The sequence below is a fragment of the Streptomyces sp. NPDC051738 genome (assembly GCF_044453205.1).
Taxonomy (GTDB): Bacteria; Actinomycetota; Actinomycetes; order Streptomycetales; family Streptomycetaceae; genus Streptomyces.
The window spans coordinates 182,062-196,141 of record NZ_JBITCM010000003.1; the positions used below are offsets into that span (position 1 = coordinate 182,062).

10 protein-coding genes are annotated in these 14,080 nt (G+C 70.5%); 8 read left to right on the forward strand and 2 right to left on the reverse strand.

Annotation, left to right across the window (positions count from 1 at the left end; all coding sequences use genetic code 11):
• Positions 1-533: 533 nt before the first annotated feature.
• The gene (locus tag ACIA8X_RS08680) at positions 534-1,457 is read right to left on the reverse strand and encodes an AraC family transcriptional regulator (RefSeq protein WP_393444700.1); all 924 of its coding nucleotides are present in this window, start codon (positions 1,455-1,457) and stop codon (positions 534-536) included.
• Between the two features lie 177 nt (positions 1,458-1,634).
• Here ACIA8X_RS08680 and tkt point away from each other — a divergent pair, with 177 nt between their 5' ends.
• From tkt to ACIA8X_RS08720, 8 genes are all read left to right on the forward strand, one after another.
• Positions 1,635-3,710 (forward strand): transketolase, encoded by a 2,076-nt coding sequence (gene tkt, locus ACIA8X_RS08685; RefSeq protein WP_399458061.1) that lies wholly within the window; start codon positions 1,635-1,637, stop codon positions 3,708-3,710.
• 19 nt (positions 3,711-3,729) lie between these two features.
• Positions 3,730-4,902, forward strand: a complete 1,173-nt coding sequence (gene tal, locus ACIA8X_RS08690; protein ID WP_393444704.1) for a transaldolase — start codon at positions 3,730-3,732, stop codon at positions 4,900-4,902.
• The gene (gene zwf / locus ACIA8X_RS08695) at positions 4,899-6,440 is read left to right on the forward strand and encodes a glucose-6-phosphate dehydrogenase (protein WP_393444706.1); all 1,542 of its coding nucleotides are present in this window, start codon (positions 4,899-4,901) and stop codon (positions 6,438-6,440) included. Before tal ends, zwf begins: the two co-directional genes overlap by 4 nt.
• Complete coding sequence (gene opcA, locus ACIA8X_RS08700; RefSeq protein ID WP_399458062.1) at positions 6,437-7,372, forward strand: glucose-6-phosphate dehydrogenase assembly protein OpcA; 936 nt, start codon at positions 6,437-6,439, stop codon at positions 7,370-7,372. Before zwf ends, opcA begins: the two co-directional genes overlap by 4 nt.
• On the forward strand, positions 7,365-9,044 hold the full coding sequence (pgi, locus tag ACIA8X_RS08705) for a glucose-6-phosphate isomerase (protein WP_399458063.1): 1,680 nt from the start codon (positions 7,365-7,367) through the stop codon (positions 9,042-9,044). Before opcA ends, pgi begins: the two co-directional genes overlap by 8 nt.
• Before the next feature lie 16 nt (positions 9,045-9,060).
• Complete coding sequence (gene gnd / locus ACIA8X_RS08710) at positions 9,061-9,936, forward strand: phosphogluconate dehydrogenase (NAD(+)-dependent, decarboxylating) (protein WP_399458195.1); 876 nt, start codon at positions 9,061-9,063, stop codon at positions 9,934-9,936.
• A 6-nt stretch (positions 9,937-9,942) separates the two neighbouring features.
• Positions 9,943-10,530, forward strand: a complete 588-nt coding sequence (locus tag ACIA8X_RS08715) for a histidine phosphatase family protein (RefSeq protein ID WP_399458064.1) — start codon at positions 9,943-9,945, stop codon at positions 10,528-10,530.
• A gap of 213 nt (positions 10,531-10,743) precedes the next feature.
• Complete coding sequence (locus ACIA8X_RS08720; RefSeq protein WP_399458065.1) at positions 10,744-12,210, forward strand: membrane-associated oxidoreductase; 1,467 nt, start codon at positions 10,744-10,746, stop codon at positions 12,208-12,210.
• A 6-nt stretch (positions 12,211-12,216) separates the two neighbouring features.
• Here the strand turns inward: ACIA8X_RS08720 and ACIA8X_RS08725 are convergent, their stop codons facing one another.
• Positions 12,217-14,043, reverse strand: a complete 1,827-nt coding sequence (locus ACIA8X_RS08725) for a bifunctional sugar phosphate isomerase/epimerase/4-hydroxyphenylpyruvate dioxygenase family protein (RefSeq protein WP_399458066.1) — start codon at positions 14,041-14,043, stop codon at positions 12,217-12,219.
• Between the last annotated feature and the right edge of the window lie 37 nt (positions 14,044-14,080).

Consider the following 14,080-nt stretch of genomic DNA (forward strand, 5'->3'; position numbering starts at 1 on the left):
GAGCCGGAGCTGGGGCCGGGGCCGGGGCAGGTGCCGGCTAAGGCTGACCGGTCGGCCGCGTTGATGAGTTCGCGGTCTGGCTGGGTGGCAATGCAGCGGCCACGCCACCCAGCCAGGCCGCCAAATGTCCGCAGGAATGCGGCGCATGTGCGGGCCGCTTTCTGCGGCCCGCACAGCCGTGCACCCGGGGCTCGAATGCAAGCCTGGAGCCGGTTTACTTGAGGTTGAGCCTGTGGTGCCGTTCGGGCTGCCCCACCGCCTGTGCGCGCACCACCCAGCCCTGCCCCGATCGCCGCGGTCCCGTGCGGGCTGCGGACATCACCGTCGACGGCACCGGCCTGCTACGTCACCCCGCTGCTTTCCCGGCCTCTGGGAGGGAGCCTTCGTCGAAGCCGCGCAGGGCCGGTGGTCTGCGGGTGGCCGAGAGCCGGGCGAGGAACGCGGCACCGGTGCCGGAGGCTGTCTCCAGCCACGAACCCGCAGGCGCCCGACGGCCTACCGCAGCACCCCCTCGCGGCCCTACCAGCGGAGCGTCACCGCAACTCCGCCCGGAACACCGCCGGCGTCACCTCCGTGTGCTGCAAGAAGAACTTGGAGAAGTTCGCCGCGTCCGGGAAACCGACCGCCGCCCCGATCCGGCCGATCGGCATGTCCGTATGGGCCAGCAGCCGCTTCGCCTCCAGGATCACCCGCTTGTCGATGAAGCCCTTGGGCGTCTCGCCGGTGGCGGCGCGGACCGCGCGGACGAGGGTGCGGCGGGAGTAGCCGAGCTGGTCGGCGTAGGCGCTGACGCTGTGGTTGGTGGCGAAGCCCCGCTCCACCGCGTCCCGGAAGAGGGTGAAGGTCGTGTCGCCCTGGTGGCGCGCGGCCTCCGCCGAACTCGCGGCGAGGTGGGCGAGGCGCAGGAGGAATGCCGTCAGCGAGTGGCGCAGGACCGCCGTGTGCAGGCTCAGGGGGAGGGTCGCCGTGTCCTCGTACTCACCCTGGAGTTGGGCCAGGGACGAGCGCAGGGCGGTGAGTTGGGCGGCGTCGGGGTGGAGCAGGGGCGGGAGGTCGTAGCGGTAGAGGCCGGTGGCCTCGACCGTGGCGCGGGGCAGGAAGCCGGGCTGCATCGTGAGGACGGTGCCCCGGTAGTCGCTGGTGCGGGCGAAGCGGTGGACCTGGCCGGGGCGGATCCACAGCAGGTCGCCGGCCTTCGCCTCGTACTCGGCGAAGTCGATCATGTGGCGGACCGGGCTCTCGTCGAACAGCATCACGACGTGGAAGTCGATGCGGTGGACGCGCTCCAGCGGTGCGTCGGCGGCGTGCCAGGTGCGGCCGGAGCCCATCGGGCCGACGTGCATGCCGACGCCGAGGACGCTCAGATCGACCGGGAAGGGGAACGTTCGTATGGGGTCGCCGCCGCCCTCGCCGTCGCCCTCGCGGCCCGTTCCGTCTTGAGGCCTTGTGTCCACCATGTCCGTCTCGTGCCGTCTCAGTCGTGCGCGGCCCGCGCTCAGCCGTGCACCGCGCCCGCCGCGGTGTCCCACTTTCACCACAGCCTGACACACACCGACCTTCCCTCGTAAAAGTCAGACTTTTACTTTTGAACGCGTTGGACCAGCCACTTCGCTCCGATCGAGGACTTTTTGAAGATGAGCACGCAGACACCGGACAGCTTCGAATGGACCGAACTCGACCGGCGTGCCGTCGACACGGCCCGCCTTCTGGCGGCGGACGCCGTGCAGCGAGTCGGCAACGGCCACCCGGGCACCGCGATGAGTCTCGCCCCGGCCGCGTACACGATCTTTCAGAAGGTGATGCGTCACGATCCCGCCGATCCCGAGTGGACCGGTCGGGATCGTTTCGTCCTCTCCCCCGGCCACACCTCGCTGACCCTTTACACGCAGCTCTTCCTCGCCGGGTACGAGCTGGAGCTCGACGACCTCAAGGCCTTCCGGACCCATGGTTCGAAGACGCCGGGTCACCCCGAGTACGGGCACACGGCAGGGGTCGAGACGACGACCGGCCCGCTCGGCCAGGGTGTCGCCAACGCGGTCGGCATGGCGATGGCCGCCCGCTACGAGCGCGGCCTCTTCGACCCCGAGGCCCCGCAGGGCGAGTCCCCGTTCGACCACACCATCTGGGCGATCGTCTCCGACGGCGACCTGCAGGAGGGCGTCTCCGCCGAGGCCTCCTCGCTCGCCGGCCACCAGAAGCTCGGCAACCTCGTCTTCCTCTACGACGACAACCACATCTCCATCGAGGGCGACACCGCGACCGCCTTCTCCGAGGACGTGCTGAAGCGCTACGAGGCGTACGGCTGGCACGTCCAGCGGATCGAGCCCGCGCTCGGCGGCGACATCGACGTGGCCTCGCTGTACGGGGCGCTGAAGGCCGCGCAGGCCGAGACCGAGCGCCCGTCCATCATCGCGATGCGCACGATCATCGCCTGGCCCGCCCCCAACGCCCAGAACACCGAGGCCTCCCACGGCTCCGCGCTCGGCGCCGACGAGATCGCCGCCACCAAGCGCATCCTCGGCTTCGACCCCGAGCGGTCCTTCGAGGTCGCCGACGAGGTCCTCGCCCACTCCCGCCGTGCGCTCGACCGGGGCGCCGAGGCGCACGCCGCCTGGGACAAGCAGCTCGGCGCCTGGCGCGCCGCCAACCCGGAGCGCGCCGAGCTGTTCGACCGGATCGTCGCCGGTCAGCTGCCCGAGGGCTGGGAGTCGTCGATCCCGGTCTTCGAGGAGGGCAAGTCGGTCGCCACCCGCGCCGCCTCCGGCAAGGTGCTCCAGGCGCTCGGTGCGGTCGTCCCGGAGCTGTGGGGCGGCTCGGCCGACCTGGCCGGCTCCAACAACACCACCATCGACAAGACGAGTTCGTTCCTGCCGAAGGGCAACCCGCTGCCCGAGGCCGACCCGTACGGCCGGACCGTCCACTTCGGCATCCGCGAGTTCTCGATGGCCGCGGAGATGAACGGCATCGCCCTGCACGGCAACACCCGTGTCTACGGCGGCACGTTCCTCGTGTTCTCCGACTACATGCGCAACGCCGTCCGCATGTCCGCGCTGATGCAGCTGCCGGTGACGTACGTCTGGACGCACGACTCCGTCGGCCTCGGCGAGGACGGCCCGACCCACCAGCCGGTCGAGCACCTGGCCTCGCTGCGCGCCATCCCGGGCCTGAACATCGTCCGCCCCGCCGACGCCAACGAGACCGCGATCGCCTGGGCCGAGATCCTCAAGCGGCACGCCACCAACCCGGCCCCGCACGGACTCGCGCTCACCCGCCAGGGCGTGCCGACGTACGCCCCCAACTCCGATGCGGCGAAGGGCGGTTACGTCCTCCAGGAGTCGTCCACCGCGACGCCCGACGTCGTCATCATCGCCACCGGCTCCGAGGTCCAGCTCGCCGTCGCTGCGCGGGAGCGGCTGGAGGCCGAGGGGATCGGCACCCGGGTGGTGTCGATGCCGTCCGTGGAGTGGTTCGAGGAGCAGCCGCGCGAGTACCGCGAGAGCGTCCTGCCGCCGGCCGTGAAGGCACGGGTCGCCGTCGAGGCCGGGATCGGGCTCACCTGGTACCGGTTCGTGGGCGACGCCGGACGCATCGTCTCCCTGGAGCACTTCGGCGCCTCCGCCGACGCCAAGACCCTGTTCGTCGAGTACGGCTTCACGCCCGAGAACGTCGCCGCCGCAGCCCGGGAATCCCTTGCTGCCGCCCGCGGTTGATCCGAACGCCATAAGGAAGTTGATCACTGTGACCACCGAAGCAACCACGACTGCGGGCATCCTCAAGCGCCTCTCCGACGAGGGCGTCTCGATCTGGCTGGACGACCTGTCGCGCAAGCGGATCGAGTCCGGCAACCTCGCCGAACTGATCGCCGGCAAGAACGTCGTGGGCGTCACCACCAACCCGTCCATCTTCCAGGCCGCCATCGGCTCCGGCGAGGGCTACGAGGAGCAGCTCGCCGACCTCGCGGTGCGGGGCGTCACGGTCGACGAGGCCGTGCGGATGATGACCACCGCCGACGTGCGCGCCGCCGCCGACATCCTGCGGCCGGTGTACGACGCCACCGCGGGCCGCGACGGCCGGGTCTCCATCGAGGTCGACCCGCGCCTCGCACACAACACGGCGGCCACCATCGCCGAGGCCAAGCAGCTCGCCTGGCTGGTCGACCGCGCCAACGTGATGATCAAGATCCCGGCGACGAAGGCCGGTCTCCCCGCCATCACCGAGGTCGTCGCCCAGGGCATCAGCGTCAACGTCACGCTGATCTTCTCCCTGGAGCGCTACCGCGAGGTCATGGACGCCTACCTGTCCGGCCTGGAGAAGGCCGCCGCGAAGGGCCTGGACCTGTCCGGCATCCACTCCGTGGCGTCCTTCTTCGTCTCCCGCGTCGACTCCGAGATCGACAAGCGGCTGACGGCGATCGGCACGGACGGGGCCCTCGCACTCAAGGGCAGGGCGGCGCTCGCCAACGCCCGTCTCGCCTACGAGGCGTACGAGGAGAGGTTCGGCTCTGCCGACAATTCGACACGCGCCGGTGACCGCTGGATCGCCCTCGCCGGCGCGAAGGCCAACAAGCAGCGCCCGCTGTGGGCGTCGACGGGCGTGAAGGACCCGGCGTACAAGGACACCCTGTACGTGGACGAGCTGGTCGCGCCGGGCACGGTCAACACCATGCCGGAGGCCACGCTCGACGCCACCGCCGACCACGGCGAGATCACCGGCGACACGGTGACCGGCGGCTACGCGCAGGCCCGCGCCGACCTGGCCGCCGTAGAGGCGCTCGGGGTCTCCTACGACGAGGTCGTCACCCAACTGGAGGACGAGGGCGTCGCCAAGTTCGCGGTGGCGTGGCAGGACCTGTTGGACGCCGTCAAGAAGTCGCTCAGCAGCAAGGGAGCTGACGCAGCATGACCTCCGACTGGGACTGGAACTGGGACAACCCCCTGCGTGACCCGCGCGACCGCCGTCTGCCCCGTATCGCGGGCCCGTCCGGGCTCGTCATCTTCGGCGTCACCGGCGACCTGTCCCGCAAGAAGCTCATGCCGGCGGTGTACGACCTCGCCAACCGCGGGATGCTGCCGCCGGGCTTCTCGCTCGTCGGGTTCGCCCGGCGGGACTGGGAGGACGAGGACTTCGCGCAGATCGTGCACGACTCGGTGCGCGAGCACGCCCGCACCGAGTTCCGCGAGGAGGTCTGGCAGCAGCTCTCCGAGGGCATGCGGTTCATCCCCGGCGACTTCGACGACGACACGGCCTTCGAGCAACTGCGCCGGACCGTCGACGAGCTGGACTCGGCGCGCGGCACGAGCGGCAACTACGCCTTCTACCTCTCCGTACCGCCGAAGTTCTTCCCGAAGGTCGTCCAGCAGCTGAAGAAGCACGGCCTGGCGGACGCCCCCGAGGGATCCTGGCGGCGCGCGGTCATCGAGAAGCCGTTCGGGCACGACCTGGCGAGCGCCCGGGAGCTGAACGAGATCGTGCACGACGTGTTCGACCCGGAGCAGGTCTTCCGGATCGACCACTACCTGGGCAAGGAGACCGTCCAGAACATCCTGGCGCTGCGCTTCGCGAACCAGATGTTCGAGCCGATCTGGAACCGGTCGTACGTCGACCACGTCCAGATCACGATGGCCGAGGACATCGGCATCGGCGGCCGGGCGGGCTACTACGACGGCATCGGCTCGGCCCGTGACGTCATCCAGAACCACCTGCTGCAGCTGATGGCGCTGACCGCGATGGAGGAGCCGGCCGCCTTCGACGCCGGTTCGCTGCTCACCGAGAAGCTGAAGGTGCTCAAGGCCGTGAAGCTGCCGGAGGACCTGGGCAAGCACACCGTGCGCGGCCAGTACGCGGGCGGCTGGCAGGGCGGTGCGCAGGTGCTCGGGTATCTGCAGGAGGACGGCATCGACCCGACGTCGAAGACCGACACCTACGCCGCCGTCAGGCTGAACGTCGACAACCGGCGCTGGGCGGGCGTGCCGTTCTATCTGCGCACCGGCAAGCGGCTCGGACGGCGGGTCACGGAGATCGCCGTCGTCTTCCAGCGGGCGCCGCACTCGCCGTTCGACTCCACCGCCACCGAGGAGCTCGGCCAGAACGCCATCGTCATCCGGGTCCAGCCGGACGAGGGCATCACGGTGCGGTTCGGGTCCAAGGTGCCGGGTACCTCGATGGAGATCCGGGACGTGACGATGGACTTCGCCTACGGCGAGTCGTTCACGGAGTCCAGCCCGGAGGCGTACGAGCGGCTCATCCTGGATGTCCTCCTCGGAGACGCCAATTTGTTCCCCCGTCACCAGGAAGTGGAAGAGTCCTGGAAGATCCTCGACCCGATCGAGGAGTACTGGGACAGGCACGGCACGCCGGCGCGGTACGCGTCCGGGAGCTGGGGACCCGAGGAAGCCGACGAGATGCTCGCACGAGACGGACGGAGCTGGCGCAGGCCATGAAGATCGACCTGAGCGACACCACGGCAAGCAAGATCAACAAGGCGTTGGTGCAGGGTCGCCGCGCGATCGGCACGCCTGCCGTGGGCATGGTCCTGACGATGGTCATCGTCACGGACGAGGAGAACGCGTACGACTCGATCAAGGCGGCGGAGGAGGCCTCGCACGAGCACCCCGCCCGCACCCTGGTCGTCATCAAGCGGCACGCCCGCACCCCGCGCGACCGCACCCGCTCCCACCTCGACGCCGAGGTGCGGGTGGGCGCCGACGCCGGCACCGGCGAGACGGTCGTGCTGCGCCTGTACGGCGAAGTGTCCGACCACGCCGACTCGGTGGTGCTGCCGCTGCTGCTGCCGGACGCCCCCGTCGTCGTGTGGTGGCCGGTGGACGCGCCGGAGAACCCCGCGAAGGACCCGCTGGGCGCGCTGGCCCAGCGCCGCATCACCGACCTGTACACCACCGAGAACCCGCAGGCGGAGCTGGAGGCCCGGGCCCGCTCCTACGCGCCCGGCGACACCGACCTCGCCTGGACCCGGCTCACCCCGTGGCGCTCCATGCTGGCCGCGGCCCTGGACCAGGCCCGGGTGCCGATCGTCTCGGCGACCGTGGAGGCCGAGGCCGACAACCCGGCCGCCGAGCTGCTGGCCCGCTGGCTGGAGGCCCGTCTGCACGTCACCGCCGCACGGGTCGTCACCGCCGGTCCGGTCGTGACCGGTGTGCGCCTGGGCACCGAGAACGGCGAGATCGTCATCGACCGTCCCGAGGGCCCGCTGGCCACCCTGCACCTGCCGGACCAGCCGTCCCGCACCCTCGCGCTGAAGGTCCGCACCACCTCCGAACTCATCGCCGAGGAGCTCAGGCGCCTCGACGCGGACGAGATGTACGCCATCGCCCTGCGCGGCGAGGCCCCCAAGGAGACCCCTGCCAATGTCTGACTCACCGTCCGACTCCCCGAGGCTCACCCGGCGCCCCGAGTGGGCGGCCCTCGAAGACCACCGCGCTCAGGCGCTGCAGCGTCCGCGGCTGCGTGAGCTGTTCGCGGCCGATCCGTCCCGCGCCGAGCGGTACGTGGTGCGCGTCGGCGATCTGCGCATCGACTACTCCAAGCACCTGATCAACGACGAGACCCTCGCCCTGCTGCGCGAACTGGCCGTCGCCACCGACGTGTTCGGGCTGCGGGACGCGATGTTCCGGGGCGAGAGGATCAACGTAACCGAGGACCGGGCGGTGCTGCACACCGCACTGCGGGCGCCGCGGGACGCGGTGATCGAGGTGGACGGGGAGAATGTCGTGCCCGCGGTCCATGCGGTGCTCGACAAGATGAGCGACTTCGCCGACCGCGTCCGCTCCGGCGCGTGGACCGGCCACACGGGCCGCCGTATCCGCAACGTCGTCAACATCGGCATCGGCGGCTCCGACCTCGGCCCGGCGATGGCGTACGAGGCTCTCCGCCCGTTCACGGCACGGGAGTTGACCTTCCGCTTCGTCTCCAACGTCGACGGCGCCGACCTCCACGAGGCGGTCCGGGACCTGGATCCGGCGGAGACGCTGTTCATCGTCGCCTCCAAGACGTTCACCACGATCGAGACGATCACCAACGCCACCTCGGCCCGTTCCTGGCTGCTGGCCGGACTCGGCGGCGAGGACAAGGCGGTCGCCCGGCACTTCGTGGCGCTGTCGACCAACGCCGAGAAGGTGGCGGACTTCGGCATCGACCCGGACAACATGTTCGAGTTCTGGGACTGGGTCGGCGGGCGCTACTCGTACGACTCGGCCATCGGGCTCTCGCTCATGATCGCCATCGGCCCGGAGCGCTTCCGGGAGATGCTCGACGGATTCCACATCGTCGACGAGCACTTCAAGAACGCGCCCGCGGAGGCCAACGCCCCGTTGATCATGGGCCTGTTGGGCGTCTGGTACGGCAACTTCTGCGCCGCCGAGTCCCATGCGGTGCTGCCGTACTCGCACTACCTGTCGAAGTTCACGGCGTATCTCCAGCAGCTGGACATGGAGTCCAACGGCAAGTCGGTGGACCGTGACGGCCAGGTCGTGGGCTGGACGACCGGTCCGGTGGTGTGGGGCACGCCCGGCACCAACGGGCAGCACGCCTACTACCAGCTGATCCACCAGGGCACGCGCCTCATCCCCGCCGACCTGATCGGTTTCGCCCGGCCGGTCGCCGAGCTGAGCGACGAACTCAAGGCGCAGCACGACCTGTTGATGGCGAACCTCTTCGCCCAGGGCCAGGCTCTCGCCTTCGGCAAGACCCCGGACGAGGTACGCGCGGAGGGTGTGCCCGAGGAGCAGGTGCCGCACCGCACCTTCCTGGGCAACCACCCCACCACCACGATCCTCGCCCCCGAGCTGACCCCGTCGGTCCTCGGCCAGCTGGTCGCCCTCTACGAGCACAAGGTCTTCGTGCAGGGCGCCGTCTGGAACATCGACTCCTTCGACCAGTGGGGCGTCGAGCTGGGCAAGGTCCTCGCCAAGCGGGTCGAGCCCGCACTGACCGAGGGCGCTGACGTCCCCGGTCTCGATGCCTCCACCGCCGCTCTCGTGACCGCCTACCGTGAACTCAAGAACGCAGAAGCGTTCGGGAAGAAGTGAACTGATCATGGCAACAATGCAGTTGGGCCTCATCGGCCTCGGCAAGATGGGCGGCAACATGCGCGAGCGGATCCGCCGCGCAGGCCACACCGTCATCGGCTACGACCGCAATCCCGAGGTCTCCGACGTCAAGAGCCTCGAAGAGCTGGTCCAGCGGCTCGACGCGCCGCGCACGATCTGGGTGATGGTCCCGGCCGGCACCGCCACCCAGGGCGTCATCGACGAGCTGGGGGACCTGCTGTCCGAGGGCGACACGGTGGTCGACGGCGGCAACTCCCGCTGGACGGACGACGAGAAGCACGCCGCCCAACTCGGCATCAAGGGCATCGGCTTCGTCGACGCGGGCGTCTCCGGCGGCGTGTGGGGCCTGCAGAACGGCTACGCGCTGATGGTCGGCGGCGACAAGGAGCACGTACAGCGACTCCAGCCGATCTTCGAGGCGCTCAAGCCGGAGGGCCCCTACGGCTACGTCCACGCCGGCCGGGTCGGTGCCGGGCACTTCTCGAAGATGGTCCACAACGGCATCGAGTACGCCATGATGCAGGCCTACGCCGAGGGCTGGGAGCTGCTGGAGAAAGTCAACTCCGTGACCGACGTCCGCGAGGTGTTCCGCTCCTGGCAGGAGGGCACCGTCATCCGGTCCTGGCTGCTGGACCTCGCGGTGAACGCCCTGGACGAGGACGAGCACCTGCAGAAGCTGAAGGGCTTCGCGCAGGACTCCGGCGAGGGCAGGTGGACCGTCGAGGCGGCCATCGACAACGCGGTGCCGCTGCCCGCGATCACGGCGTCGCTGTTCGCCCGCTTCGCCTCCCGCCAGGACGACTCGCCGCAGATGAAGATGATCGCGGCGCTGCGCAACCAGTTCGGCGGCCACGCCGTCGAGTCGAAGTAGCGGGCCGTGGGGGATCTTCTCCTGGTCCGCCACGGTGAGACGGAGTGGAGCAGGTCGGGACAGCACACCAGCTGGACCGACCTGCCCCTCACCCCGGAGGGCGAGGAGCAGGCCAAGTCCCTGGCCCCGCTCCTGTCCGGCCGGACCTTCGCCCTGGCGCTCACCAGCCCGCTCGACCGCGCACTCCGCACCGCCGAACTCGCGGGCGTGACGGGTGCCGTACCGGACCCCGACCTGCACGAGTGGGACTACGGCGGCTACGAGGGCGTCACCACCGTCGACATCCACCGCACCCGCCCCGACTGGTACCTGTGGACCGACGGGGTGCCACCGGGCCCGGACGGGCACCCGGGCGAGTCGCCCGCGGAAGTGGGCGCGCGCGCCGACCGTGTGCTGGCCCGCGTGGCCGCCGCCCTTCCCGACGGCGACGTGATCCTCGTGGCCCACGCCCACTTCCTACGGGTTCTCACGGCACGTCGGCTGGGCCTGGCCCCGGCGGACGGCCGGTTGTTCCAGCTGGCGACCGCGACGGTGAGCCGACTGTCCGTCGAGCACGGCCGTCCGGTCGTGGCGGAGTGGAACACGAGGCCGTAGGCAGACGAGGGCCCGGGCCACAGCACGTCTCCGAACTCACTCAACACCCCTGGCGGGGCGAGGGCGTTGACGTAGTGGCCCGGGGCCTCCGTGACTCGCTGCGCAGAACGCGTTCCAAGGCCTGGATGACGAGATGGCGCCGCCGAGCGGTCCTTCCTGACCTGCACGGCGGCGAGTTGACAGGTTGGGCGGCCGGCGTCAGAGTCCCGGCTGATGGAGATCAACGAGCTGACGCCGGCCGAGCGAATGGTGTGGGAGGCCTTCCCCAAGGGTGAGGCCGTGGACTTCCGCGCGACAGAGGACGAGAGCGCGGCCCACGGCTCCGACTGGGGAGAACAACGGACCGTCCGTGCCGCCGTGTTGAAGGCCCTGCTGCTCGACGGCCCCGCGGTGAGCGGGGAGGTGGCCGCCCTCAAGGTGGCGGGTGCGCGGATCACCGGCGTACTGGACCTGCGCTACGCGACGATCGAGAGCGTCGCCCGCCTCAGTCACTGCCACTTCGACGACGTCCCGGACTTCTCCGGCGCCCAGCTGAAGTACCTCAATTTGACCGGGTCCCGGCTGCCCGGACTGGCGGCCGCGCGAGTTCGGGTGGACGGCGGGCTGCGGCTGACGGGGTGCCGGTTCGAGGGGCCGGTACGGCTCGGCGGGGCGCAGGTGGCCGGGGCTCTGTACCTGGAAAGTGCCGAGATCACCGCGCCGGAGGGAGACGAGCGGCCGGTCCTCCAGCTCCACCAGGTGACCGTCGGCGAGGACCTGTGCGCGTCCCGGCTGCGCACGCACGGCGAGATCCGCCTCAACGGCGCCACGGTCAGCGGCTCGCTCCGGCTGGAGAACGCCGAGCTCCGTCACGACGGCGACTTCGTCCTGAACGCCGAGGCCCTCGAAGTCGGCGCCAACGTCCTGGGCAGACGCCTGAGCGCGCAAGGCCGCATCGACCTGCGCGGCGCCCGCATTCCCGGTCGACTCGACCTGCTGTACAGCAGGCTGTCCAATCCCGGCGGCACCGCGATGCGGGCGAGCAGCTGCGTCATCGGCGAGGTGTGGCTGCGCGGGGGCACCCCGATGGAGGGCAGGCTCAACCTGCGCCGCTCGCAGATAGAGCACCTCAACCTGGATCCGGAGATGCTCCCGGACCAGGTCCGCCTCCTCGACCTCACCTACACGTCCCTGACCCCGCATGTGTCGCCCGAGCTTCGGCTGCCCATGCTGGAGCGGGACGAGGACACCTTCGACCCGCACGGATACGAGCAGTTGACGGCGTCGTACCGCCGTACCGGCGACGACCACGCCGCTCGCCTGGTCCAGCTCGCCAAGCAGCGCCACCATCGCACGACGCTCGCCTGGTACGGCCGGCTGTGGGGCCACGTCCAGGACGCCACCGTCGGCTACGGCTTCCGGCCGATGCGCGCCCTGGGCTGGCTGCTGTCCCTGCTCGCCGTCGGCTCGGTCACCTTCGCGCTGCACGCACCCCCGCCGCTGAAGGCGGACGAGGCACCGGACTTCAACGCGGTGTTCTACACGCTCGACCTGCTGCTGCCGGTGATCTCCTTCGGCCAGGAACCGGCGTTCGCCCCGGAGGGCGGGCAGCAGGCCCTGGCGTATGTCCTCGTCCTCACCGGCTGGATCCTGGCGACGACGGTCGTCGCCGGTGTGACCAGGACCGTCAGCCGCCAGTAGGACCGTTCACCGGACCGGCCGCCCGGCGTGCTGGGCGGCCAGCCGGACGGGCGCGTTCTGGGCGCCGTACCCCCGGTAGCCGTCCCGCTGCACCAGCTCGAAGAAGACGCGGCCGACCGTCACGGTGTAGCAGTGCCGGAACTCCCCGTGTGCGTCACGGTCGTAGAGGATGCCGAGTTCGCGGTACGTGTCCAGCTCGCCGTCAGCGAACTCGTACCGGGCCGCCAGGTCGTCGTAGTAGTTGGCCGCGATCGGCAGCAGACGTCCGCCCGCCGCCCGGAAGCGACGGGCCGCCGCGACCACGTCGTCCGTGGCCAGCGCGATGTGCTGGGCGTGCACGGTGTCGTCCGTGGGCGCCGCGCCGACGCTCAGGGCGATCCGCACGCTGCCGTCGGCGTTGGTGACGGCGCGGCTGCGCATCAGGCCGTACGGGTCGGCGACGTCGACGCTCTCCTGGGCGTGCAGGCCGAGGACGCTGCGGTGGAAGAGGGTCGCCTCGTCGAAGTGGTGCCAGGGCTGGACGAGGGCGAGGTGATCGATCCGGGTCACCCCAGGGGTGCCGGCCTCGTGTCCGACGTCCGCGAAGTCGGCGCGCCAGTCGGGCGGTTCGGGCCGGACGGGGGCGCCTCCCTGCTCGGGCGAATCCGAGGGCCCGGGGGACGCGCAGAAGAACAGTTCCGTGCCGTCAGGTGCCGCCACCGCGTCCAGCGCCGCGTCCTCCAGGGCTCGGCGGCGCGGCAGCACGGGTGCCAGGAGGGCCTCGGCACGGCGGGCCGCCGATGCCGGGTCCGGTGACTCCAGGCCGATCGCGGCGAGTCCGGTGCCGTCGCGGCGTGCGGCGCCCGCGGTGTTGACCAGGACGCGGGCCTCGCCCTGTTGCCAGAGGTCGACCGGTTTGCTGCGGTGCCGTGCGGTGCGGGTGAAGCCCAGGGCGCCGAGCAACGCCGAGACCGGCTCGGCGTCGGGCGTGACCAGTTCGGCGAAGGCGACGCCGGTGGGGACGACCGGGGCGGGCGGTGCCGCCACACCGACCGCCTCCTGGAGGACCAGCAGGGAGCGGTGGGCGTCCACGGCGGTCGGGCCGGCCTCGGCCTGGCGGAAGACGTCGTTGAAGACTTCGAGGGAGAGCGGACCGTCGTAGCCGGTGTGCAGGACACGACGGACAAGATCCGCCACATCGAATCCCCCCTGCCCCGGGAAGCAGCGGTAGTGGCGGCTCCACTGCAGGACGTCCATCGCGAGCAGCGGGGCGTCGGCGAGCTGGAGGAAGAAGATCTTCTCGCCGGGGATGTCCTCGATGCCCTTGGGGTCGGAGCCCCGGGAGAGGATGTGGAAGCTGTCCAGACAGGTGCCGAGCGCCGGGTGGTCGGCGGCCTCGACGATGCGCCAGGCGTGGTCGTACGTACTGACGTGCCGGCCCCAGGCGAGCGCCTCGTAGGCGACGCGGATGCCGAAGTCCTGGGCCAGGTCGGCGAGTTGACGCAGGTGATACGCGGCGAGCGCGTCGTCGTCCACGGCGAGCGGATGGACGCTGGAGCAGACGAGGACGGTGTCGGCCCCGAGCCGCCGCATCAGCTCGAACTTGTGCCGCGCCCGCCGCAGATTCCGACCGAACTCCTCGGCGGGCACGGCCTCGATGTCCCGCATCGGCTGGTAGAGGTCGATGGTGAGACCGAGGTCGGCGCAGCGGTGGCGGATCTCCTCGGGGGTGAGAGGGCTGGCCAGCAGGTCGTTCTCGAAGATCTCCACACCGTCGAAACCGGCCCGGGAGGCGGCCGTGAGCTTCTCGGTGAGGGATCCACTCAAAGAAACAGTGGCAATGGACGTACGCATGGACGCGCTCCTTCAAGCTGCCGGGTGCTACAGCGCC

Coding starts and splice junctions, on each gene's coding strand:
- tkt (WP_399458061.1), top strand. CDS start 1,635: ATGAGCACGCAGACACCGGACAGCTTCGAATGGACCGAACTCGACCGG.
- opcA (WP_399458062.1), top strand. CDS start 6,437: ATGAAGATCGACCTGAGCGACACCACGGCAAGCAAGATCAACAAGGCG.
- ACIA8X_RS08680 (WP_393444700.1), bottom strand. CDS start 1,457: ATGGTGGACACAAGGCCTCAAGACGGAACGGGCCGCGAGGGCGACGGC.
- pgi (WP_399458063.1), top strand. CDS start 7,365: ATGTCTGACTCACCGTCCGACTCCCCGAGGCTCACCCGGCGCCCCGAG.
- gnd (WP_399458195.1), top strand. CDS start 9,061: ATGCAGTTGGGCCTCATCGGCCTCGGCAAGATGGGCGGCAACATGCGC.
- zwf (WP_393444706.1), top strand. CDS start 4,899: ATGACCTCCGACTGGGACTGGAACTGGGACAACCCCCTGCGTGACCCG.
- ACIA8X_RS08720 (WP_399458065.1), top strand. CDS start 10,744: ATGGAGATCAACGAGCTGACGCCGGCCGAGCGAATGGTGTGGGAGGCC.
- ACIA8X_RS08725 (WP_399458066.1), bottom strand. CDS start 14,043: ATGCGTACGTCCATTGCCACTGTTTCTTTGAGTGGATCCCTCACCGAG.